Source organism: Psychrobacter glaciei (assembly GCF_014652895.1).
In the GTDB taxonomy this organism is placed as follows: Bacteria; Pseudomonadota; Gammaproteobacteria; order Pseudomonadales; family Moraxellaceae; genus Psychrobacter; species Psychrobacter glaciei.
The window spans coordinates 193,820-217,552 of record NZ_BMZR01000003.1 but is presented as its reverse complement, the minus strand read 5'-3'; the positions used below and the strand labels follow the sequence as shown (position 1 = coordinate 217,552).

The 23,733-nt window shown below is 43.1% G+C and carries 20 protein-coding genes; 14 read left to right on the top strand and 6 right to left on the bottom strand.

Translation table 11 applies throughout. From position 1 onward, the window contains the following. Positions 1-235: 235 nt before the first annotated feature. Positions 236-3,262, bottom strand: coding sequence for a ComEC/Rec2 family competence protein (locus IE130_RS08550; RefSeq protein ID WP_189584557.1), 3,027 nt, complete (start codon positions 3,260-3,262; stop codon positions 236-238). Between the two features lie 305 nt (positions 3,263-3,567). On the opposite strand from IE130_RS08550, the gene IE130_RS08545 reads away from it, so the two are divergent. Further along, positions 3,568-4,143 (top strand): DUF2062 domain-containing protein, encoded by a 576-nt coding sequence (locus IE130_RS08545; RefSeq protein ID WP_227676173.1) that lies wholly within the window; start codon positions 3,568-3,570, stop codon positions 4,141-4,143. Between the two features lie 36 nt (positions 4,144-4,179). Here the strand turns inward: IE130_RS08545 and IE130_RS08540 are convergent, their stop codons facing one another. The 3 genes from IE130_RS08540 to IE130_RS08530 form a co-directional block, all read right to left on the bottom strand. Next, a complete protein-coding gene (locus tag IE130_RS08540) occupies positions 4,180-4,488 on the bottom strand; it encodes a hypothetical protein (RefSeq protein ID WP_189584551.1) in 309 nt (102 codons plus the stop codon). 378 nt (positions 4,489-4,866) lie between these two features. Continuing rightward, entirely contained in the window at positions 4,867-5,547 is a 681-nt protein-coding gene (gene lolD, locus IE130_RS08535) for a lipoprotein-releasing ABC transporter ATP-binding protein LolD (protein ID WP_010199619.1), read from the bottom strand. 116 nt (positions 5,548-5,663) lie between these two features. After that, complete coding sequence (locus tag IE130_RS08530; RefSeq protein WP_189584548.1) at positions 5,664-6,899, bottom strand: lipoprotein-releasing ABC transporter permease subunit; 1,236 nt, start codon at positions 6,897-6,899, stop codon at positions 5,664-5,666. A 447-nt stretch (positions 6,900-7,346) separates the two neighbouring features. Here IE130_RS08530 and IE130_RS08525 point away from each other — a divergent pair, with 447 nt between their 5' ends. After that, positions 7,347-8,327 carry a hypothetical protein gene (locus IE130_RS08525; protein WP_189584545.1) on the top strand — a complete coding sequence of 327 codons (981 nt, stop codon included), beginning with the start codon at positions 7,347-7,349 and terminating at the stop codon, positions 8,325-8,327. A 159-nt stretch (positions 8,328-8,486) separates the two neighbouring features. On the opposite strand, the gene IE130_RS08520 is transcribed toward IE130_RS08525, so the two are convergent. Continuing rightward, complete coding sequence (locus tag IE130_RS08520; protein WP_010199611.1) at positions 8,487-8,876, bottom strand: hypothetical protein; 390 nt, start codon at positions 8,874-8,876, stop codon at positions 8,487-8,489. Positions 8,877-9,741: 865 nt separating this feature from the next. On the opposite strand from IE130_RS08520, the gene ccoN reads away from it, so the two are divergent. From ccoN to IE130_RS08490, 6 genes are all read left to right on the top strand, one after another. Then, positions 9,742-11,220, top strand: coding sequence for a cytochrome-c oxidase, cbb3-type subunit I (gene ccoN / locus IE130_RS08515; RefSeq protein WP_010199609.1), 1,479 nt, complete (start codon positions 9,742-9,744; stop codon positions 11,218-11,220). Between the two features lie 9 nt (positions 11,221-11,229). Continuing rightward, complete coding sequence (ccoO, locus tag IE130_RS08510; RefSeq protein ID WP_010199607.1) at positions 11,230-11,868, top strand: cytochrome-c oxidase, cbb3-type subunit II; 639 nt, start codon at positions 11,230-11,232, stop codon at positions 11,866-11,868. After that, positions 11,868-12,050, top strand: a complete 183-nt coding sequence (locus IE130_RS08505; protein ID WP_010199605.1) for a CcoQ/FixQ family Cbb3-type cytochrome c oxidase assembly chaperone — start codon at positions 11,868-11,870, stop codon at positions 12,048-12,050. Before ccoO ends, IE130_RS08505 begins: the two co-directional genes overlap by 1 nt. Then, positions 12,047-13,195 carry a cytochrome-c oxidase, cbb3-type subunit III gene (gene ccoP / locus IE130_RS08500; protein WP_189584542.1) on the top strand — a complete coding sequence of 383 codons (1,149 nt, stop codon included), beginning with the start codon at positions 12,047-12,049 and terminating at the stop codon, positions 13,193-13,195. Before IE130_RS08505 ends, ccoP begins: the two co-directional genes overlap by 4 nt. Positions 13,196-13,682: 487 nt before the next feature. Next, positions 13,683-15,092: a cytochrome c oxidase accessory protein CcoG gene (ccoG, locus tag IE130_RS08495; protein WP_189584539.1), complete on the top strand. Its 1,410-nt coding sequence runs from the start codon at positions 13,683-13,685 to the stop codon at positions 15,090-15,092. 175 nt (positions 15,093-15,267) lie between these two features. Continuing rightward, positions 15,268-15,849, top strand: coding sequence for a FixH family protein (locus IE130_RS08490; RefSeq protein WP_010199599.1), 582 nt, complete (start codon positions 15,268-15,270; stop codon positions 15,847-15,849). A gap of 263 nt (positions 15,850-16,112) precedes the next feature. On the opposite strand, the gene ttcA is transcribed toward IE130_RS08490, so the two are convergent. Beyond that, positions 16,113-17,189, bottom strand: coding sequence for a tRNA 2-thiocytidine(32) synthetase TtcA (gene ttcA / locus IE130_RS08485; protein WP_373299660.1), 1,077 nt, complete (start codon positions 17,187-17,189; stop codon positions 16,113-16,115). 342 nt (positions 17,190-17,531) lie between these two features. On the opposite strand from ttcA, the gene queC reads away from it, so the two are divergent. From queC to IE130_RS08455, 6 genes are all read left to right on the top strand, one after another. Then, positions 17,532-18,248, top strand: coding sequence for a 7-cyano-7-deazaguanine synthase QueC (gene queC, locus IE130_RS08480; protein WP_201574504.1), 717 nt, complete (start codon positions 17,532-17,534; stop codon positions 18,246-18,248). A 229-nt stretch (positions 18,249-18,477) separates the two neighbouring features. Further along, positions 18,478-18,807 carry a hypothetical protein gene (locus IE130_RS08475; protein ID WP_189584517.1) on the top strand — a complete coding sequence of 110 codons (330 nt, stop codon included), beginning with the start codon at positions 18,478-18,480 and terminating at the stop codon, positions 18,805-18,807. Positions 18,808-18,965: 158 nt separating this feature from the next. After that, positions 18,966-19,463, top strand: coding sequence for a peroxiredoxin (locus IE130_RS08470; RefSeq protein WP_189584514.1), 498 nt, complete (start codon positions 18,966-18,968; stop codon positions 19,461-19,463). A 149-nt stretch (positions 19,464-19,612) separates the two neighbouring features. Then, complete coding sequence (locus tag IE130_RS08465; RefSeq protein ID WP_189584511.1) at positions 19,613-21,109, top strand: dihydrolipoyl dehydrogenase; 1,497 nt, start codon at positions 19,613-19,615, stop codon at positions 21,107-21,109. A gap of 151 nt (positions 21,110-21,260) precedes the next feature. Beyond that, positions 21,261-22,448 carry a mechanosensitive ion channel family protein gene (locus IE130_RS08460; protein ID WP_227676172.1) on the top strand — a complete coding sequence of 396 codons (1,188 nt, stop codon included), beginning with the start codon at positions 21,261-21,263 and terminating at the stop codon, positions 22,446-22,448. A 504-nt stretch (positions 22,449-22,952) separates the two neighbouring features. Then, positions 22,953-23,480 carry a peroxiredoxin gene (locus IE130_RS08455; RefSeq protein WP_189584503.1) on the top strand — a complete coding sequence of 176 codons (528 nt, stop codon included), beginning with the start codon at positions 22,953-22,955 and terminating at the stop codon, positions 23,478-23,480. Positions 23,481-23,733 lie beyond the last annotated feature (253 nt).

Here is a 23,733-nt window from a genome sequence, read left to right as displayed (position 1 = left end):
AGAAACAGTCTAAAACGATAAAAGAGATGATATAGAAAATAAATACAGTGAGAAATCAAATTTTCTCACTGTAGGGGTCATCTATATTAATAGAGTACTAAGTATGGTGCTATTTCGGTTATGGTTCAAGAGTGTAACCGTGAAATATCACCATATTATAACGCTGCTATGGTTAAGATGATTTTTAGAATGTATTGTCAAAATAAGATGTCGCGTCCAAATATTATTCTAAGACTCAATGGGCATTCAGAGACAGTGCTGCCTCAAGTGCATTATCATCATAAGTAATGACCTCATTGATACGCTGGCGCTTGATATCATCGGTCTCTAGGTGTGAGGTGCTGTGCCCAAGCCAAGTATGATGACTATAGGCGCTATTATCAAACGGTTCAGCTTGGCAGAGCAGTGACCACAGTTGCCAAACGCGCTGATGGGTATCGGCATCAACAACGATACGTGATGGCAAAGACTGAGCTTGCATAGTAAGTTCTTGGTTATTTGGTTGCGTATTTTTTGCTGTAGAGGGAATTGCCGTTAGTAGTTGAGAGGTGGCCAGCGGTGAATTAAGTGGATCAGCTGCATTATACTGCAATATCTGTATCGGCAACCTGCTATCGATGGCAATTGTACAGTCCCACACACTGGCATCATCTATCTTACTCCAGCCCGTCATTGCTTGTAACGATAAATCCCCGTTGGGGAGCTGCCATGAGTCATTTTGCTCACAACTTTTAGGGCTGATATACGTTTTGGTAGTGACATGCGCTGCATTGTTAGCATTGTTAGATTCGCTTGCTTCTTTATAAAGTTTTTCTCGCTCAAACCAACGATCACTACGCCCTGCTTGCCAATACTGGTTGGTCGGTAGGCGCTGACTTATTCTGGCAACGGTCATCGGCAACAACTCTGAGGCGTTAGGTTTAAATGTATTGCTGGCATCGTTAGTCGTGAGCGTATCGGTCAATCCTACACTGCTGGTCTGTACTACGAGCCCTTCTAAGCGTTTAATCGATAAGGTGCGTAATTGCTGCTCTAATATCGCGGACAGCTTCTCTGCCGTCAAGGTGCTTGGCATGGTACGTGTCGCATTAGGCCTGTGGTCTGCCAAAAACAACCAACTCACGCTTCCCTTCGCTGACTGCGCCTTATTATCCTTGCCCCCAACCTCGTTATCCATTATAGGATATTGCAGCACCGCCGCGCTTATATAGCGATCTCCAGTGGGTAATATATATAAAGTTGGTGACGTGGCTAATGACTGCTGGTTGGCATATACCGTCATCATTAATAGCGTCAAAGGCGGTAGTGCCAGCCAACGACTGATAAGTCCACGTGGTAATAACCAAGGCAACATCGCCAGCAATACCATCAGTAATATCGCCATATTCACTGGCGTATACAGCCACGCCTCTGACAGCGCTGGCAATGACGTCAGCCACGTAATCAAATCATGTAAATTACCGATGATTGCGCTGACCAACACCCAAATGCTATCAGCAAGCGCAGGCCATAATAAGTAGCAAAGCCCAGCTAGTAGATTGAGCGGTACGATGACCCAGCCAAATAAACCAATGGCAAATAAATTGATGACTAGACCCCATAGTGAAGCTTTGCCAAACAATAACAACGTAATGGGTAGCAACGAGATAAATAACCAGAACTGCAACTTAAAGACACGCTTAGCTATGAGCCATACTTTTATAAGTAAAATACGGCTATATTTAATATCATGCTGAGAGAGAGGTTTCTCTGATTGTGATAACACTGAGTTATTTTGCGACTGTGAAGCACTATCGTATTTTAGCAACAGCGCCACAGCGATAAAGGACAACCAATAACCAGCTTGCCAGAGCATATAAGGATCAAACCATGCCATCAAGACTGCCAGAGCTAACAATACTCGCATCGTACTAATCGGTAGCAAGGTTAATCGTACTAGACCTATCGCCAATAACATCCAGGCAGTACGAGCAGCGGGTACATCGAAACCAGTGAATAGCGCATAAATAAAAGCGGCACTGATCATCACCCACCAGCGCACTTGCCAACGTGGTATGTGCCGATATAAGGCTGGATACAGACGATTGAGCAAGAATACAACTGCCCCTGCCAGCATAATCGCTAAAAACAACACATGAGTGCCCGAGATAGCCAGCAAATGTGAAATACCAGCCAATTGATACAGATCTTTGGTATCGCGATTGATTAAGCTGCGATCGCCTGTGAGCAAACTTAGAGTCACCGCTTTTGCTTGCTGCGTGGCTGTAGTTTGTCCCGCCCACTTTTGATAAAAATGCTGTCGCAATTGCCAACGCCCTTGGTCAATCCGAGTACGAAAGCGCCTAAGATAGGAGCGAGAATCAGCTTCCAATGCAGACGACTCATCGAGCGCAAAAGACGACGTGCTGGTCGTCACTATATTTGCCACCCCATCGATATGACGACCTCGCAACCAGCGATAACTGTCAAACCCAGAGGGATTATTAAGAGCTTGCTCAGAGGTAGCAAGCGGTGCGAGCATTAACGTCATAAACAGTTGATTACCCGGTCGCAACTGATTTAGATCAGCGACCTGAGCGCTTTTAGAGCCTTTTTTTGGATAAGCATTGAGTAGCACTCGATATTCAATATTGCTGTCACTACTTTCATTTGACGTATCATTAAAGAAATTATTGCTTAGGCTATTTTCCATACTTGTGAAATAATTGACCTTAGCACTATCTAATTCTTGAGCCGTCAACTCAGATATTAAGGGCGATATATGACTGACGGTAGCGACTTGTCGATAACCGCTATTGGTGACCCCATCGTAAACGCTATCACTAATACGCTCGATAGTGACCAAAGCCTGTACACGCATAGATTCAGTAATTTTGGTCGCTTCAGCCTGCTGATAACCCATCAAGGCTTGCAATGCGCTACCCATCACCAGCCCCATGGCCAGTATCATTATCAGCAAATAATTGACAATTCGAATGGGAAATTTAGAGGAAGAAGAAAAATATTTAGACGTGTCTTGAGAAAAAAAAGGTTGAGAAGGTTGGTGTTTAGAAGAAAGCTTTTGGACGTTAACTGATTTTATAGACAGCGCTTGACGCTGATTAATAGCTATCAAGACAATAGCAATAATGACTAATAATAGCAGCCAACTGTTAGCGTTATGCAGCTCTATTAATGAGTTGATTGGTATCGCCAGACTATCCGCGACTGCCAAAACGCCCATCATAGCGATAATCACCAGACTACCAAGTAACCAGTACACCAGCGCTCCTTGCTTAATGAGCTGACTGTTTAAATACAGTCAATTTTAACGGATTATTGTTGCTCACAAAAATGGGCGTGAGTATATCGTTTCACTCTAGCAATGACGACTGTCTCGTTGGTCAAGCGATAGCATTTATTTTAGTATTGCCCTATACTGATGAGAGGTATTACAATAATAATTATTCGACACTATTACCCTTTTTTTCTGATACTATTCCCACCCGTATTTTATTCCTAATATCTCTTTATATCAGCCCATCAATATGATTGAGCCTGCGGTTGATAACGATTAAAGGCGATACTGTGCCCCAAAAACGTCTTAAAGACTTGCTGCCCACACCAGAGAAAATTCTAGAAAGCCGCATTTTGAAATTATTTGCACCGCATTTGGCTGATCCGCGTTTATGGCATTTTAACCGGCACAGCTTAAATAAAGCGGTCTATATCGGTGTACTCAGTGCATTTTTTCCACTGCCCGGACAGATGCTATTGGCATTAATTGGTTCGCTAATTTTTCGTGCCAATGTCCCTATGGCGCTTGGTTTGACGTGGATCACCAACCCCGTCACTAGCCTGCCTATCTTTTATGCTGGTTACTACATCGGTGCCAAAATTATTGATGTGCCGATGATCAGTTTACGACTTATCGGCAGGATGATTGCTGACTTTAGCTTGTGGGTACTATCTGATGGCGCCAACCCCTTTATCACTTATCACGGTACTGTTTCATTAACCGCGTTTTGTGTAGGAAGCGCCATACTCGCTATTATTACCAGCATCATTTGCGGATTGGCATTTAAGGCTATTTGGCGTTATAAAACCGTGTCAAGCTGGCAAAAACGTCAACATACCGCAGAAGATAAACCACCTAAACGATAATCTGCAACCTCAACACATACGGCTCATTGAATCCAATTACTCGTCTTCTTTGTCATTTTCTATCGCTGCCAAGACATTGTCTGTAAAGCTGTTATCCATCACAAAGATATCGACCACTTTTTCGTCTTTGAGCAGCGTATAGCGTTTACCAGTGGCGCTATCCTGCGCTTTTAAATCGTAATCAACACCTGCCAGCGTAATAGAATCAAAAACTGAAGTAAGTAGTTCGATCTGTGCATCTTTGTCGACGGTGTCAAACAACGTTGGATCAATATACGGCTTCAATGGCTCATTGCCTTCTTCGGCACTGCCAAAAGCAGCGATTGGATCTTCATCTTCATTCATTGTCATTATCCTTGTTCTATTAAATAAGGCTACTACAGCCGATTCTATATAAAAAATATATCAGGTACATTGTTAGGATTAGGGTCTGCACTACTCTTTACTGCATCCAATTATACTCAGCAAACTATAGTTGGCAACCTATTTTTTATACTCTACTTTATGATATTTCTTCTAAAGCGTGTCATCATTTTAAGCAGGGTGATAAAAATGAGCCACATTGTAGCCAAACAAGAAAAAAAGCGAAGATAATATCGAGGTATTAACTGGATATTATCTTCGCTTTTTGGCAAAACTTAGCCATTGTTAGCTTATCTATATGACTGTTGATTGAATTGAGGACATACCTTAAATACTTAGGATACCTCATACTTAAGCCATTTAGTATTGTTCCCAATGACCATTACGCAGTAACAGCTGACGATCCGCCAATGCCGCCAAGTTACGGTCATGCGTCACCATCAGTAGTGCCGTTTGCATGGTACTTTGCAGCTCTGATAGTAGGCCAAAAACGCTTTGCGCATTGTCATAATCCAAGTTGCCCGTTGGCTCATCTGCCAATATGAGCGAAGGTTTGGTGACGAGTGCACGAGCAATGGCCACGCGTTGACGCTCACCGCCTGATAGCTCGCCAGGTCTATGCGCCAAACGATGCTCTAGACCAACGCTCTCTAATATCGCTATTGCTTGATCTCTCGCCTCAGTCGTTGATACTTTTGGGCGTAGCAGCAATGGCATCGCGACGTTTTCAATGGCAGTAAACTCAGCCAATAGATGATGAAACTGATAAATAAATCCCAAATGCTTATTACGCATCGCACCGCGTTCGGTCTCATTCATACTGTTTAACAACTGACCATGCAACCAAACTTCACCGCTGGTTGGCGTATCCAATCCACCCAGCAAATGTAGCAAAGTGCTTTTGCCCGAGCCGCTGGTACCAACGATAGCGATGCGTTCACCCGCGTGGACGGTCAAATCCAAGCCTGTCAATACTTGGGTGCTAACTGCACCTTCATCATATATCTTATTAATATTGGTCGCTTTTAGAATGGCAGACATAGCGCTTCCTTTATTTTATTTATACCGATATTCATGATTTTTTTAAACCTGACTAAACATTCTAGCCTTGAGCGCGCGAGTAAATCCGCGGCTCAATCCCTCGCTTATGGCTTTAATTATTCATAGCGCAGTGTTTGTGCAGGCTGAATTTTAGCCGCTCGGCGTGCTGGATAAATCGTGGCCAAAAAGCTCAATATGAACGACGCACCAGTAATCAATATCACATCCGTCAAACGCAGCTGTGATGGTAGGTAATTGACAAAGTAAGCATCAAAAAGATTGAGACCGAAGGCTTGATTAATAAAGCCTAGAATGTCGCTAACCGTGAGCGCAAATATAACGCCCAGTATCGTACCCGCAATCGTACCGATGACGCCGATGACCACGCCTTGTACCATAAATACTTGGGTAATCAGACGAGGTGACGCGCCAAAGGTCTTTAGAATCGCAATATCCGCTTTTTTATCCGTGACCAGCATCACCAAGCTTGAAACAATATTAAATGCTGCCACTAGGATGATTAAGAACAGTAGCAATCCTACCATGGCTTTTTCCATTTGGATCGCCCCAAATAGATTGCCATGCGTTTGCGTCCAGTCATTCGGATAGAGTCGATCAGGGGCAATGGCAGCCGCTTTTTGAGCAGCGATGGGCGCGGTAAAGATATCATTTAGCTTCATACGGATACCTTGAGCACCAGCTGGCAGACGTAACAATTTGCCAGCATCACTCATCGGGATAAAGGCCATGAGGCTGTCCACTTCTGGACTGATACTAAAAATACCCGTGAGGGTAAAACGCTTAAAGCGCGGTATCACACCAGCAGGTGATGGCGATGCTTCTGGCAACACCAAAGTCACCTTATCACCGATACTTAAGCCCAGTGATTGCACCATCTCTTCACCCAGTACAATACTAAAATCACCAGCTTGCAGCGTGTCGATACTACCTTCAGTCATATGATCGTTGATGATCGAGACATTTTTTTCGTACTGAGGATCGACGCCAGTGACCATAATGCCTGCCACTTGGCCATTCGACGTCAGCATGCCTTGTAATTGAATGAAGGGTGCCACAGCAGCCACTTCTGGATCTTCTTTGATACGATCTGCCAATTGTTCCCAATCGCCAATCACCTCACTTGAGATGACCGTTGCTTGCGGCACCATACCCAAAATACGGGTTTTTAGCTCGCGGTCAAAACCATTCATGACCGACAGTACCGTAATCAATACGGCAACCCCAAGGGTCAAACCTATCATCGAGATCAGCGATATAAAGGAAATAAAACCATTACTACGCTCTGCTCGGGTGTATCGTAAGCCGATAAATAACGCTAAAGGACGAAACATATTCAAACTCTTTATCTTATCTACGTGCGACTTTTATATGCGCCAAAACGAGCAGCGACAAACGCCTTATATATGGCGTCTGCCATACCAACATATAAATCGAACACAAAAATAGGGTTTAAAATAGGCCAGATTTGGCCATCAAAAGGGAGCTAGTTTGACACAATTTGGCAGATATGTGCCAGTCATTAGCAAAAACTGCGCGTATTTTTTAATAAAAATAGGGTTTTGTTATTATTTTTTATGAGGGGCTTGCTATTACTTGCGTCTATACCTATATATTGTATGCTAAGGACAATTGTCACTAACCCCTCATTGTTGTTTGCTGACCCTGTGCTGCTGACATTGCTGGCTATCATAGACCAATGATTGTAAATATTGGATGCTAGATAAGCAATCACAGCGTTAGGTCCAAACTTCATCGCTGACTTAAGTTTGAGTATTTTCATGACCATTAATTATCAGTATAAAAACATCCAATCTCCTACCAAAATCACATTATCCGACGAGCAAGCTGCGGGTCATGCCGATCATTGGCGTATTTTAACCGATGACATGAGTCAGGATGTGCCAGAGTGGCTACAAAAAATGATCGAAAAGGCGGCCATGCCCAAAGGTCTTAACCCCAACGTCAGCGCCAAAGACAGTTGCTTGTTGTTGTCTGAAGATCAGCCTTGTCACATCAACCAAGTACTGGCAATGAAAGACGGCAAACCAGAACGTTTTATCAACGCCTATCCTTGTGTTGACAGTCCTTATGGGCTGCATTGCAAAATAGAGCGTATCATCGCCAATGACAACTCGCACGACGCAGTACTGCGCTTACGTACGGCTGATGGCAGTATTATTTATGCCTTTGACCAGCTTTATACAGCCAATCGCCACCTATATCAGCGCGACAGTTCGTATTTTGCGAATTTCAGTGCTTGGGCGCATGAAATTAAGCTGAGCGAACAGCAAGAAGTCATTATGGTCGAAGATCAAGAAGCCATCCGCTACCACCGCGCGTTTAACGACATCGTCGCTGCCAATGACGGCCAAATACCAGACGATCTACAAGAGCAAATCAAAGAATGGAAGCCTGAAACCAAAGAACAAATGGCTCCTGTAGAGATTAACTTGGGTCATATGTGTGCGTATCTGTTCGGTGATACTTTGGGACAAGAAGATGAAGCATGGTGCCAAGGTCAAGTACTTGGCAAGCAAGAAACTCTCTTTAATGGCAAATCAATTATCTTGTTTGATGTGGTAATACTACGTGAGCAAGATGCCGATCCATTCGTGGTACGTATTGGCGCGCTCAATACAATAGAGACCGCTTCTATCAAAGTACATGACTACATTCAAGCAAATGTTTGGCTACAAGCCGCCATTTACAAAGAAAATCAAAAGTCACAAGACGCGACGGCGCAATCAAAAGCCAGCTAGGAAATTTAACAACTCTCCTTGACTACTACGTCATTCTGACCGTCATCGTGCATAAAAAAATCCCCTAACATAGCATTAGGGGATTTTTTATGTTCAGTGTGAATAAGATTGATCAAAACTAACCGATTGGGAAAATCTATAGAATACAGGCTTAAGCCGTTAAGCCATCGTCGTCATTGATTTGATACGCTTGTACAATTCTTTCTGCTCAGCACTTGGACGCGCAGTTTGTACCGCCATCAGTTGTGACATGTCACCTTCGACACGAATTTTGCCACCCATAAAAGCGCCCATAATTTCATTAGTGTCGAAATCAGTGATGATAGATTGCAAGATACTACGGTCAAGCAATAGTGTGGTGGTCGCATTATCATTCAAACCGCGATGCAACAAGCCATCAGCAAAGTTAGCTTCGATGTCTTTGTCCGTGTCGGACACTTTTAGGTTAATAATCATATTAGCCAGCGCTGGCGGCAAATTTAGCTCACCGGCTTCACTACCTAACTTCTCAACGTCATCGAACCATGCATCTGTCAAAAAAACTGCCATCTTATTATCCTTAATGAATGAGGTGCTGGGGTCATCTTATGGATTACCGCCGCCCAATTGTGTCCAAATGATTAAAATCGTTATTTTGTCATTGTTGTCATAACAATGGATAGGAAATCTACTATCGATATTCTTCAGCCTCATTATAAGGGGCGATTTGATGATAAGTAAAACCTATTTATAAGGCTAATGTTGCCATTGTTACAAAAATTTCTCTAGAGTTTGTCCTTGTACCCTGCAATTCGTATCATTTAACCCTCTAGAATAGTCTTAAAATTGGGTATAAAATAGGCTCCTAGCATAACTACAAAGAGTTGCCTGCCTATATTTTTACCAAAGAGTTTGTATTTTGCCGCATAGTTCTGATGATATTTGATTAGGATTGCGTTACAATACCCTTAAACAGAGTCGGGAGTTTTAACTAAACATTACGTTAATCTGTTTTTTTGTCAGCCGCCGCTAGCATACATCAATGGTCAATAATATTTTATTACCAGATGGATACCAGTATCTATCTTCGTTAGTGCTGTTATTTTCAGTAGTAATTAAGATAAATCCTTAACATCGCTAGATGTTTGATGCTTAATTATACGGCGCCACTCCTTATTCCCCTTAACGAGTTATTAACAATCCTACTATCAACTGGTTGTAAGCGAGATATTTTTCTAGCGCTTCCCCCTTCCTCTTTGCATCAGTAGATGCCAAGTGGAAGCTTAGCTTGATAGTTAATAACCTTAAGATGATAAATGAGTCAAAAAACAGCATGTACCGCAGTTATTATTTGTTTGTATCAACTTACTTGATACAGATAGCGCGGACAGTTAGTTAATTCTGTTGATAATTCGGGCTGTAAAGGAATCATCCAATGAGTTTACAAAACACAGCAGTCGCCCCAGTTGACCGTGAGTATGAAATTACTGTCGTAAGATTTTTTACGATAATGGCCGTTGTATGGGGCATCGTCGGCATGAGTCTTGGCGTGTTCATTGCTTCACAGTTGGCATGGCCAGCACTCAACTTTGACATCCCATGGCTGACCTTTAGCCGTCTAAGACCGCTACATACCAATGCGGTTATTTTTGCGTTCGGTGGCTCTGCCCTGTTCGCAACGTCTTACTACATCGTCCAGCGTACCTGTAAGACACGCTTGTTCGCACCGTATTTGGCTTGGTTTACCTTTTGGGGTTGGCAGGCTGTTATCGTTTCTGCTGTCATTACATTACCGCTAGGTTTGACCTCGAGTAAAGAATACGCTGAGCTTGAGTGGCCCATCGACATATTGATTGCGTTGGTGTGGATATCTTATGCCATTGTTTTCTTCGGAACACTCATCAAACGCAAAACCTCACATATCTATGTGGCTAACTGGTTCTTTGCCGCTTTTATTATTACGATTGCGTTACTACACATCGTAAATAGCATGGCGATTCCGGTTAGTGCGTTTAAATCTTACTCGTTATTTGGCGGTGCAACCGATGCCATGGTGCAGTGGTGGTACGGACATAACGCGGTCGGTTTTTACTTGACGGCAGCTTTCCTTGGGATGATGTATTACTTTGTCCCAGTACAGATTGGTCGTCCTATTTATTCGTATCGTTTGTCTATTGTTCACTTTTGGGCGTTGATTGCGTCTTATATGTGGGCTGGCGGTCACCATTTGCATTATTCGGCGCTTCCTGATTGGACGCAGTCATTGGCAATGGTGTTCTCCATCATCTTATTCGCGCCGTCTTGGGGTGGTATGATTAATGGTGTCTTGACGCTATCTGGTAGTTGGGATAAGTTACGTACCGATCCGATCATTCGCTTTATGATTGTGGCACTGTCATTCTATGCCATGTCGACATTCGAAGGCCCAATGATGTCTATCAAAACCGTTAATGCGCTATCGCATAATACGGATTGGACAATTGGTCACGTACACTCAGGTGCACTTGGTTGGGTGGGCATGATTACTATTGGTTCGTTATATGTACTGTTGCCTCGTATTTATAATAAGCCAAAAATGTACTCTATCAGCTTAATCACCACGCATTTCTGGCTAGCGACGGCAGGGACTATCTTTTACATCGTATCAATGTGGATCTCAGGTATTGGCCAAGGCATGATGTGGCTGGCTACTAACCCAGATGGTACTTTGGTATATAGCTTCGTTGATACGGTTGAGTTCTCACATTTCCCATATATTGGTCGTGCTTTTGGTGGCTTCTTATATGTGTCGGGCATGTTTGTGATGGCATATAACGTTTATAAAACACTTAAGATGCCTGAAGGTAAGCCTGTAGATGTTGCTGATCCTACGGATCACGAATCTAGTGTCAATACCTCGACAGCTAAAGTATAAGGAGCGATCATGGCTGGTACACCGCATGAAATTATTGAAAAAAATACAGGCTTGTTGGTCATCGGTATCGTTATTGCGATTAGTTTTGCAACGTTAGTTGAAATCGTACCGCTGATTTATGATAACAAGGGTCCAGAAGAAGGTGGCGTGAACGCCCCACTACCTTCTATGGAGCCATGGACTGCGCTTGAATTTGAAGGTCGTGATATTTATATTCGTGAAGGTTGTCACGTCTGTCACACGCAGATGGTTCGCCCACTGCGTGCTGAAGTTGAACGTTATGGGCCGTATTCACGTGCCGCTGAATCAACATGGGATCATCCATTCTTATGGGGTTCAAAACGTACAGGGCCTGACCTAGCACGTGTTGGTGGACGCTATTCAGAAGACTGGCAAAAGCAGCATCTCATTGCGCCACGGTCACTAGTACCTGAGTCAGTGATGCCAGGTTTCCCTTGGCTTGCGACCAACGAAGTCAACGGTACGAACGTACAAGCGAAGATGCGTCTATTCCGCGATCGTTTTGGCGTACCTTACACTGAAGAAGATATTGAAGGTGCTCCTGATGCTGTGCTTGGTGCAACTGAGCTTGATGCTTTAGTCGCCTACCTTCAGCAGTTAGGCACCGCAATGGAAGGACAGCGCTAATGGGTATTGGTGAATTACAAACAATTGCGACCGTCTCTGCCTTTGTTGCCTTCGTAGGCGTTGCATGGTGGGCGTATTCGCCAAAAAACAAAAAACGCTTCGAAGAAGATGCACAACTTGCGCTTGATGACGAGGATATAAAGTCTCTGTCTGAAGAGCAGCGCAATAAGGATAAACGATGACATTTTTTTGGAGTTCTTGGATCACGCTATTCAGTTTCGGCTGCTGGCTTTTCATTCTTGGCGTCCTACTGTTTGTATTAAAATACAAGCCAGACGTTGAGGAAGACGGTACCACTGGTCATGAATATGATGGTATCCGAGAATACGACAAACCACTCCCTAAATGGTGGTTGGTGATATTTTTTGGCTCAATCGTTTGGGGTGTCGCTTACTGGGTATTTTTCCCAGCAATGTTCCCAGCACACTGGGAAGGCATCGCCACCGTAGAAGTCGATGGCGAAACCGTACCATGGACCTCTAAGAACGAGCTATTCAGCGAGCTTGAAAGCAATAATAAAATCTTTACCGATAATTTTGAGCAAAGCATCTTGGTAAAAGCAGATGCAGCGGGCGCGACTGCGACATTGGGTACACTTAATGATTTGCAAGCAACCATGCGTCGTAGTGAGACACCACCTGCAGATTTGCAAACACAAATTGACGGAAAAATTGCTGAGCTTGCCCCTTATATTGAAAAGCTGTCTGAAAATCCGAACGCCCTAAAAGTCGGTAGCCGTTTGTTCTTACAGAACTGTTCGGTATGTCATGGCTCGAATGCGAAAGGTGCAACAGGCTATCCTAACCTAACTGATAATGATTGGTTATATGGCGGCGAAGCACAAAATATTTTGACCACGCTACACAATGGCCGCGTTGGTGGTATGCCAGCATGGCGCGATCAGATCGGTGAAGACGGTGTGCGTGCAGCATCAGAATATGTATTATCGTTGTCGTCGAATAACGGTAGCAAAAGCAACGGCAAACTTGATCAGACATTGGTTGCTCAAGGTTCAGCTATCTTCCAACAAAATTGTGCGTTATGCCATGATAAAGATGGCAAAGGTATGATTTCAGCGGGTGCGCCAAACTTAACTGATACCATTTGGTTATATGGCGGCGAGCGCGAAACGGTACGTAATACTTTACGTTACGGACGCGCAGGTGTGATGCCGCAGTGGGAAACGAAGCTAGGTAATGAGCGTATTATGCTACTTGCTGCTTATATTTACTCTTTGTCAGACAAGCCAGCTAAGGCCACTCAAGCCCTACCTGTTACTGCTACTGCGCCAAAAGCAGCAGCACCGGCAGCAGCTACCGTTAACTAAGACTACTTTAGTCAGTCGTTATAGATAAATGGATAAGATCGAAAAAAGGGAGAACTGTTATTGCAGTTCTCCCTTTTGTTTGGCAATTTGGCTGAAGATTTTAGTTTAAGCGCTTTCATGTCTTTGTCATGATACTTATTTACTCTGCGAAGCCAGCTGTGCAGGCGACTCGACGGTAACCAGTCGGTCAATATAATTTGGATACAATGATTGTTTTTGAGCATTATTACCCCATTTATAGTAGGGATAATGCTAAAATAGCACGATTTGAAAACCACGAATCGATCGCCATTTTTAGTATGAATGGTTCAATCGTAATTGGCTATTTACAATCGCTCATTTGGTAGCAGGGTTCGCTGTTTTTACAGTGATTATCCCACTCAGCTACTTACTGACATTGATAACATCGCACATCCCGACATCTTTTTATTATAGGTGTTTGTTCATCATGCCAGCAGACTGATTCTTTTTTTAAAGAGGCACGTTTATGTCAGCACCACAACCCAATAAAATCCCTGTACAGCAGATTGATCTTGATGCCACCAAGCATCGTATTCATCCTCGATTTATCACGGGTTTTTATCAAAATATCCGCGTCGTTAGTATGTATGCGTTTTTGGCGCTGTTTTTGTTACTGCCATGGCTGCGTTATAATGATAGGCAGGCAATATGGTTTGATGTGCCCTCGCAGCATTACTATATTTTTGGCATGACTTTTTTGACTCAGGATTTTTATTTCATTGCCGCCTTTGCGTTGATTGCCGCTTTTACCTTATTTATGGTAACGGTATACGCTGGTCGGGTATGGTGCGGCTATGCGTGTCCCCAAACGATCTGGACGCATCTATATCAGTACGTTGAAAAATGGGTGATTGGTGACCGTAATAAGCGCATGAAGTTCGATAAAGAACCGATGAGTGCAAAAAAAGCCTTTAAACGTGGTTTGGTATATTTTATTTGGTTTGTTTTTTCAATGATTACGGCGACTACATTCGTAAGCTACGTCTCCGGCACTGATAGCTTATATCATAGTTGGCAGATGATAGGCGTTATTCCCTTCCCCGATTGGCCTACGTGGATTTGGGTATCTGTCTTTATCTTTGCTTTTTCTACCTATGTGAATGCCGGCTACATGCGTGAGCAGATGTGTGTTCAGATCTGTCCTTACGGGCGCTTCCAAAGCGTTATGTTTGATAAAGATACGCTGATTGTCTCCTATGATTATGAGCGCGGTGAGCCACGGGGCGCGCGTAAAAAAGGGACCAATCCGGAGCATTTGGGCGACTGTATAGAATGTCAGATGTGTGTGCAAGTATGCCCTACTGGTATCGACATTCGTGATGGTTTACAAGTGGCCTGTATTCAATGTGCCGCGTGCGTCGATGCCTGTAATGAAGTCATGGATAAAGTGGGTTATCCCCGTGGCTTGATTCGCTATACGACAGAACGGCAACTGGCAGAAAAAGAGAAAAGCCGAGTATTTCGCCCACGGTTTTTTGCCTATTTAGCGCTACTGACCGTGCTTTGCGGTGGTGTCGTTTATGCCTTGACCGATCGTGTCCCCTTAGAGATTGATATTCGCCGTGACCGTAATCAGTTGTCATCGATCAATACTCAAGGCATGATTGAAAACAGCTATATCGTCAAGCTGACCAATAAAACACAAGAGCCGCATATCTATAAGATAACCCTTGCCCCGCAAGAAGGTCTGAGTTTGGAATTGCGTTTTAATGATGTACCATTAGAAGCGGGTGAAAGCTTTGATATGCCCGTCAGTATTTATGGTGATCCTGATGTCATTGAATCTGGTCAAACACTTGTTACCCTAAATGTGAACAGCAATGATGGTCAGTACATGGTCAGCAAACAAAACGTCTTTACCACCCAAGGTCAGTAAACGCTTGCGTGTGGCAAGTGTAGACTCATATATTTTACCCGTTAGTCATTGACGAGCGGGTTATAGATTATCATTAAATTGACAGCCGTTAGCCGTCAATTTATCCGTCGATACCACTGTATAGATATCCGATAACTGGATACCTATAAACAGCTATTTGATTAATAGGTATTTTATGTCTACTCCAGCACCAAATTTTAAGCACCAAGATAGCCAGCCATGGTATAAAAACTATATGGTGGTTATCTTTGTGATTGGCATGCCAGCCTTTGTGGTGATTGCTTGCCTCTGGTTTGTTTATTACTCCTATCAGATCCGTGACAGTGTGGTTCGTGACGATTGGTATATGGATGGCAAGACGCTTTATCATGATGTGTCCCGTGACAAGCTGACTTATGACTTAGACCTGCATGGCGAGATGCAGTTTGCCGATGACGGTAATATTGTGTTTTATTTGAATTATCCTGAGCAAAGCTTACAATCGGGCAAATTACTTAATGGCACCCCGCTTACTTATCCTGATAAATTAGATTTATCAATCTCCCATGCGACCGACATCAAAAAAGATCGTGATGTGGTGTTACAGCATCAAGAAGGTAATAAATATAGCGCTAAGGTAGATATTGACCCCGTAAAAGCCAAGTACTATTTGCAAGTGAGCAATGAAGGCAAAGATGATTGGCGTATGCAAGATGTGGCAAAATTGCCACGTTCAAAGGTTAGTTTTGACCCGCTACCAGTATTTGCTGAGAGTTAACTTATATAAATATAGACTGCGTAGATTCAGCTAATAATCAATTCATTAAGACATAAAAAAACCAGCCATGAATAAGCTGGTTTTTTTTGGCTATTATTTGGCTATAGTGAGTGAAAAGTGATATCGAACCATCACGCACTGCTGATATCAATTTTTCTTGCTTGCTGTGCCTGCGCAGACAGAGGCGACAAAAAATTAATATCAGCAAAATTTAGCCATTTTTAGCCCATTTAGATATTCATCGATTGAATTGAAGACACGCCCTAGATAACAGGATTAATTGTTGGAATCTTCTGTGTGGGTCGACTGCTTTCTATCGTTTTATCTGACTGTTGCTTACTGGCAAACTTTGGATTAAAAGTTTGCGTTTTTGGCGCGACTGGTAAGCCAATTTCAGCCAAGCTACCGGTCTGCCCTGCCTGAATATTATTCCCTTCGAATAGGCGCTCATTATCATCACGATCAAGACTTAACCCCTCAAAGTCAAACAATTCACGATCGGCTAATTGCGATGGGGCAACGTTTTGCATCGCTTTAAAGATAGAGGCCAAACGCTGCGGATGAGCATTATCCCATTCGCGTAGCATGTCATTAATAATGGCGCGTTGCAGATTGGTCTGGCTGCCACACAAGTTACATGGAATAATCGGGAATTCTTTCAATTTTGCGTATTTAATGATGTCTTTCTCTTCGACATAGGCCAATGGGCGAATAACCATGTTTTGCTTGTCATCACTGAGCAGTTTCGGTGGCATGGATTTTAACGTACCACCATGGAACAAGTTTAGAAAGAAAGTCGCGAGCATGTCATCACGATGATGACCAAGAGCAATTTTAGTCGCACCAATTTGTTTGGCAAAACCATACAATGAGCCACGACGCAAACGCGAACATGCCGAACAATAGGTCTTACCTTCCGGCACCACGCTTTTGACGATACTATAAGTGTCCTTTTCTAAAATATAGTGGGCAATGCCCTGCTCGTTTAGATACGCTGGCAAAATATCCTCAGGATAACCTGGCTGCTTTTGATCCAAATTAACCGCGACGATATCAAAATTAATCGGTGCAATACGTTTTAGCAGCAATAAAATATCCAGCAAAGTATAGCTGTCTTTGCCTCCTGAAACACAGACCATCACCACGTCACCCTCTTCGATCATATTAAAATCACGAATCGCCCAAGATACTTGTCTACGCAGTTTCTTCTGTAGCTTGCGAAACTGTGCTGATTGAGTAGGTGATAACTGCTCAGCCATCAAATCATCCTCAGCGGCATCATCATCTTCCATGCCATCAGTCTCTAAAGTATAGTCTGCCCTACCTGCATCAGCAGACATCTCATCAAACTCTGGCGTAATTTTTGGCGTAAACAAGGTCGCTGCAGTCATAAGTTACTCAATATCTTTACAAGGGTGATTTTGCTATACAGCAAACTGCTATCACAGTGCTGTCATACATGATGGGCAAGCGTTAACACTGATGCTTTAAAAGCAGCAATTATAACAAAATTTGCTCACAGTTTGAAAAGAGGACATTAAATAACGGCTGCATGGTTATGTAATAGCCGTATTTTTGCTAAAATAACCGTTTTTCGTAAACCAATAATAGATACCATTATGACTAACGTTACTTCGCACAGCACCTCCAATAATCAAGCCTCCGATACTGACTTAAATGCTCTGCATAAAAGCCAAAATGCCGTTGTGCTATTGTCGGGCGGGCTTGATTCGGTGACTTGTTTGTATTGGGCCAAGGCACGTTATGCGTCGGTGACTGCAGTCAGCTTCAACTATGGTCAACGCCATAATAGTGAGCTTGTCGCCGCAAAAAATATCGCCGAAACGGCAGCGGTCAACCATCGCATTATCGATATTGATATCGCTCAGCTTGGTGGCTCATCATTGACGGATCACAGTATGATGGTTCCTGATGGGGATGCAGAGAAGTTCCCTAATAAAAAACGTGATGAGATTGATAACGATGCCATTCCAAACACCTATGTACCGGCTCGTAATACCATATTCTTATCTTATGCCTTAGCCGTCGCTGAAGTGACCGACGCCAACCATATCGTTATCGGCGTCAGCTCAGTCGATTATTCAGGTTATCCAGATTGTCGTCCTGAATACATTGCCGCCTTTGAGCACATGGCAAACTTGGCGACAAAAGCGGGCGTTACAGGCCATCATTTATCCATTCAGACGCCATTACAGCAGCTGTCAAAAGCAAAAACCATCGAGCTTGGGCTGTCATTGGGTGTCGATTATGGTCAGACAATTTCTTGCTATCAAGCCGACGCAAATGGTCTTGCCTGCGGTGTTTGCGATAGCTGTACCTTGCGCCGCCAAGGATTCGCCCAAGCAGGTATCGCTGATCCTACTCATTATCAACCTTAACAGTTTAAGTACTCATAGCGACAGACAGTATAACTAAACATTAGCGAAACATTCGCTTGCATTAACACAGCACGCCGCCGTTGTATTTTAATTACGATACTTGCTATGGTATGGACGATTCTCTCTGTCATCAGATAGACAACCGATAGAGAAATACCCTTATTTACCTCAGTAATTTAATTTTTGAGTAAAAATCTACAAAATTGACGCTACCCTTGAGAGGATGTTTATGAAGTTTTTGCCAGTATTACCCCTAGCCTTAGCGGCTCTTTTTGCCATACCACAGGCCAATGCTACCGATATCGAGCAAGACAATATTAATACCTGTGTGAGCGGGGCCGTCAAATATAAAGTTGCTGATAAAAATAACGCGACCAAACTGTGCAATTGCACCATTGGCGTTCGTAGCAACATGACGATCGGTCAAATGTGGGAAATTGAAAGCTACGCCCAAGACAAGAAAGACCCGTCAGGCCTATCTTACGTGAAGGAAATGCAAAAAGACTTGCAGCAATGCACCGTCGGCTTAGATCTAAAGAAACCACAAAAACCGGCATAATTGATAAAAGGTTCAACACAAAAAAGACTGGTCATTACCAGTCTTTTTTGTTGCCAATGAATAAGTGAAGTGTAAAACTGAGTATTTATTTCTGCTAATCTGCCTATAATAAGACAATCATAACTCAAACAAACATTAAAATGACTAAGGACTTTACCATGGCTAAACCAACCACAGAAACTATCGCCCTGCCCGACTTTCCAGTGACGATGGTGCGTGAGCTCGATGGTCACTTTATTCATGATGACATTGACCTAAAAGACTTGGTTGCGCATACCGACAAAGGACTGATCCTTTATTTTTATCCAAAAGACAGCACTCCAGGCTGCACCACACAAGCGACAGAATTCACGGCGCGTCTTAGTGAGTTTGATGATTTGGGCTATGATATTGTCGGGGTCTCCCGTGATAGTGTCGAATCTCATGAAAAGTTTATCGCGAAATATGATCTACAGATTCCACTTATCAGTGATAGCAACGAAAAACTATGCCAGTACTTTGAGGTCATAAAAGAAAAAAACATGTACGGTAAGATAACGCTAGGTCTGGTACGCTCAGCTTTCGTATTCGATAAAGACGGCAATCTCACGCATGCGCAGCGCAATCTACGCGCCAAAGATTATACTGAGCGTTTACTGACGATATTAGCGCCATAACTTTTATTATGGTTATTGGCACTAATTATTGGTCATAAAATAGCGTTTATCATAAAATAGCGTTTATTGAGTCGCTGAGCCCAAACGATTAAAAGCCAACGTCTTATCAGTCACTCACATCCTATAAAATATAACTACTTGAGAACAATATGAAAAACCAGTCCGACACCGCTGTCGATAGCACAAACCATCAAGTCACCCGTAAAGTCTCTGTTGCCATCATTGGTGCAGGTACAGCAGGACAAAACGCCTTTCGCCAAGCCAGTAAAATCAAAGACGATGTCGTCATTATTAACGAAGGCTTTTGGACGACGACTTGTGTCACTGTAGGCTGTATGCCTAGCAAACTATTGATCGCAGCGGCTGACCGTGCACATGATGCCAACCATTCTGCTGAATTCGGTATTCATGCGACTGCCCAGATAGATGGCAAGCGAGTTATGGAGCGTGTGCGCGATGAGCGCAGTCATTTCGAAAGCTATCTCGAAGAGCAAGTAGATAGCTGGCCTGATCACAAAAAAATAGCGGGTCACGCTCATATCAATAAACAAGGTCTGATTGAGGTCAATGATGAGGTGATTGAAGCAGAAAAAATCATCGTGGCCACAGGCAGCTCGCCTTTTATTCCAGAAGGTTGGGCGGACAAGCTTGGCGATACCTTGCTGACCTCTGACACTGTTTTTGAGCTGCCAGATTTACCAAAATCTATGGCGGTCGTTGGTGCAGGTGCCATTGGCTTGGAGCTCGCCCAAGCATTTAATCGCTTGGGTGTGGATGTGACATTATTTAATCGCGTCAAAAAAGTTGCTGGACTAAAAGATCCAGACATTAGCAATAAGGCCATCGACTGCTTAAGCCGTGAGCTGACGATGCACTTAGGTAGTAAAATTAACAATGTCGGTGTACAAACGGCTGAAGGCAATAAAGGTTCACTCGCTTTTATTGACTATGAAGACAGCGCAGGTGAGACACAGCAATGGCAAGGGGAATACGTACTGGTCGCGACAGGTCGCCGTAACAATATTGACGAGCTAGGTGTTGAAAACCTAGGCGTTGTACTCGATGAAAAAAACCGCCCAAAAGATCTGAGCAAGAAAACCGGTCAAATCGGTGATTTGAATGTCTTTATCGTTGGCGATGCTAACGCCAATATTCCACTGTTACATGTGGCCAGTGATGAAGGTTTTAGTGCAGGTAATATGGTCTGTGACAATAAAGACGCCGCCTATATCCGTCCACCAGCGGTTCCCTTTTCTATCGTGTTTTGTTCGCCCCAAATTGTTAATGTCGGTATGTCTCTACCAGAAATACAACAAGATCCAGAGTTGGAATATGTCATTGGTCGCGTCAGTTTTGATAACCAAGGTCGCAGTCGTGTGATGGGTGTCAATTGTGGTCTATTGCATATCTATGGATGCAAAAAAACCGATAAAATCTTAGGCGCTAGCATGGTAGGTCCTGATGCCGAGTATATCGGTCATATACTCGCTATGGCGATTACCAATGACTTGAGTATCAAAGCCATGCTCGACACTCCTTTCTATCATCCAACGATACTAGAAGGTTTGCGTACCGCGCTACGTGATGTCCAGTATAAGATGGAAATACCTTTCCAATCTCAAGACACACAAAAAGATAACTCTTAATGGATACCTCAGTCACACTTTCCAAGAAGTAAGGGCTTAGTCTCAATCACCACTCATGTTATGTTTGATTGCTTTGATAACTTGAGGTAGTTTATAGCCAAGCATCTCGTGTACAAAACTTTGTACAAACACACCCTGCATGGACGAAAAAATGCCAATCGCCAGTGTTACCGACTTTTTTAAAGAGATTATTCGTGACCTGCATACTAGCCTTTACCTCGCTTTGGGCGGCTCTATAGACGAAGAGTCATTCGATTGGACATCGCAAGCAGTAGAATTGGTTAGCACTGGTATCAAAATCCTAATACTGCTTGCAGTATTGGGGTTTTGTTATTGGTTGGCTATTTATATTGTCAAAAAAAGCAAATCCCGCATTCGACTAAATGAGCGCCGTGCCAAAATCGTCCGTTCCGTTTTGCGTTATATCTGGATAGTTACCAGCTTGATTGCCATTATGAGCCAAATTTACTTTGAGCCAGAGACTATCAAGGCCACTGCAAAAGCCAGTACATGGGCGGGTATTTATTATGTACTTTGGACGTCATCTGGACAGATTATTCACAGAGTGCTACAGCATTATGGTCTCAACGCTTCTATAGAGCAGCTGCTTCAAAACATCTTGTCAGTGCTGCTATTGGTACTCGGACTTGCCAGCGTCATGGCGCAATTTGGTTTTGATATTGTCTCATTGGTCGCAGGTTTAGGGATTGTGGGCTTGGCAGTCGGTTTTGCTGCCCAATCAACGCTTGCTAATTTCATTGCGGGTATTACCATTTTGCTCGAACAATCTTTTCAGGTTGGCGACTGGATTCATATCAATGACAATGAAGGTCGTGTCGTACTCATTGCGTTACGCACCACCCATATTTTAACTCGAGACAACATCACCGTCATTATTCCCAACTCTAACGTTGCCTCTTCTGAAGTGACCAATTTAACCTCCAAGAACTTTATTCGCTTTGATATTCGTGTGCGTATCGCTTTTGAAGATGATATCAACACTGCTCGCAAGGAAATTTTGCAAGTCCTTGCTGATACTGAAGTGGTGCTCAATCGTCCTGAATGCTCAGCTACCGTGGATGAAATTGGTGAGTACGGAGTGTTTTTTATCGTGCGTTTTTGGGTCAAGCCTGCCGCTGTCGCGCGCATGCCCAAAATCAAGGAAGGTCTAAAAGAGGATATCAAGCGTGCCTTTGATGCCGCCAACATCTCAACCCCTTACCCGCATATGCGCCTACTGATGCCAAAAGATGTCGATTATCCTATCGCGACCAAACCCTTTGCGACCACAACGCAGGTCGTATCAGAAAAACGGCCACTGACTAAGGGTGATAAATAACATTTATTAAGGGATGTCCCTAATCTGGAAAAGTAAATTCGAAAATCTTAAGCGACAGAGACTACTTCAAACATGGTCCTCTATGATATGGCCAAAGCAGCTAGCGTAGCTTGTAAGGTCTAAAAAAAGCTCATATATTTTGATAGCTTATATAGTCAGTCCAATATGAAAAAGATACAGCGAGACTGGGATGAATTTTTTGCAGCCTCTGTCGGCATAGGCACAGCAAGCCAGAAAAATTTATATAGTCATTCCACTATAAAAATATTACAGCGTTAACCTCGCTTGAAGTATCAAATATACATCTACACTCGGTTGCCTTGTACTACTTTTAAATTGAATCGACTATAGCAGTTTCGCGTTATTAAATAACTTATCCATTTTATTTAGTATTAACTATATATTAAATATAAGCCTAAAGATTTGCTTATGGATTACTATAACTATTATCATATAAATGCAGCATTTTAAAAAAAAAGACAATAACCCAAATCGGAGTAAATAATGATTACCCATGTCCCTGATGTGACTTTCAAAACTCGTGTTCGTGATGAATCTATTGGAGGAGATAACCCATTCACATGGTATGACCTCACCACAGATGAGTTATTTGCCAATAAAAAAGTGGTTGTGTTCTCACTACCAGGTGCCTTTACGCCAACGTGTTCGACCAGCCATCTACCTCGTTATGAAGCGCTTTACCCTGAGTTTAAGGCGTTAGGCGTAGATGAAATCGTTTGTATTTCTGTCAATGATGCCTTTGTCATGTACCAATGGGGCCTAAAGCAAAACCGTGAAAACGTTTTTTTGCTGCCTGATGGCAATGGTGAGTTCACTCGTAAAATGGGCATGCTAGTGGATAAGAGTAATCTTGGCTTTGGTATGCGCTCATGGCGTTATTCGATGCTTGTCGACAACAAAGCCATCAAAAAAGTGTTTAAGGAACCTGATTTTGGCGACAACTGTCCAATAGACCCATTTGAAGTATCAGATGCAGACACTATGTTAGATTATTTGAAAAGTAATGCTTAACCACAATGCTTAAGTACATTGACTTTTGACTTCTATTGTCAGAAGTCAATAGATACTCAAGTACTGAGGCTCAAATACTGTCGAACTGCCAAACTGCATAGTCCTTGAACATAAGGGCTACGCAGTTTTTTTGTGGTTTTTTACAAGAACTTCTATCTCTGAGCGGTGTTATTTTCCTCATTTGACTGCAATTTATCTCATTTGTATTACCATACTAAAATGAGGACACGCCTTAGATTAAAAACCAATAATG

Bases quoted from the DNA above. Each gene is read 5' to 3' on its own strand.
- ccoN (WP_010199609.1), top strand. From the start codon at position 9,742: ATGAGTTTACAAAACACAGCAGTCGCCCCAGTTGACCGTGAGTATGAA.
- IE130_RS08475 (WP_189584517.1), top strand. From the start codon at position 18,478: ATGAAGTTTTTGCCAGTATTACCCCTAGCCTTAGCGGCTCTTTTTGCC.
- IE130_RS08520 (WP_010199611.1), bottom strand. From the start codon at position 8,876: ATGGCAGTTTTTTTGACAGATGCATGGTTCGATGACGTTGAGAAGTTA.
- IE130_RS08460 (WP_227676172.1), top strand. From the start codon at position 21,261: ATGCCAATCGCCAGTGTTACCGACTTTTTTAAAGAGATTATTCGTGAC.
- IE130_RS08470 (WP_189584514.1), top strand. From the start codon at position 18,966: ATGGCTAAACCAACCACAGAAACTATCGCCCTGCCCGACTTTCCAGTG.
- IE130_RS08540 (WP_189584551.1), bottom strand. From the start codon at position 4,488: ATGAATGAAGATGAAGATCCAATCGCTGCTTTTGGCAGTGCCGAAGAA.
- IE130_RS08465 (WP_189584511.1), top strand. From the start codon at position 19,613: ATGAAAAACCAGTCCGACACCGCTGTCGATAGCACAAACCATCAAGTC.
- IE130_RS08525 (WP_189584545.1), top strand. From the start codon at position 7,347: ATGACCATTAATTATCAGTATAAAAACATCCAATCTCCTACCAAAATC.
- ccoO (WP_010199607.1), top strand. From the start codon at position 11,230: ATGGCTGGTACACCGCATGAAATTATTGAAAAAAATACAGGCTTGTTG.
- ccoP (WP_189584542.1), top strand. From the start codon at position 12,047: ATGACATTTTTTTGGAGTTCTTGGATCACGCTATTCAGTTTCGGCTGC.
- IE130_RS08505 (WP_010199605.1), top strand. From the start codon at position 11,868: ATGGGTATTGGTGAATTACAAACAATTGCGACCGTCTCTGCCTTTGTT.
- IE130_RS08530 (WP_189584548.1), bottom strand. From the start codon at position 6,899: ATGTTTCGTCCTTTAGCGTTATTTATCGGCTTACGATACACCCGAGCA.
- ccoG (WP_189584539.1), top strand. From the start codon at position 13,683: ATGTCAGCACCACAACCCAATAAAATCCCTGTACAGCAGATTGATCTT.
- IE130_RS08455 (WP_189584503.1), top strand. From the start codon at position 22,953: ATGATTACCCATGTCCCTGATGTGACTTTCAAAACTCGTGTTCGTGAT.
- ttcA (WP_373299660.1), bottom strand. From the start codon at position 17,189: ATGTCTGCTGATGCAGGTAGGGCAGACTATACTTTAGAGACTGATGGC.
- lolD (WP_010199619.1), bottom strand. From the start codon at position 5,547: ATGTCTGCCATTCTAAAAGCGACCAATATTAATAAGATATATGATGAA.
- IE130_RS08490 (WP_010199599.1), top strand. From the start codon at position 15,268: ATGTCTACTCCAGCACCAAATTTTAAGCACCAAGATAGCCAGCCATGG.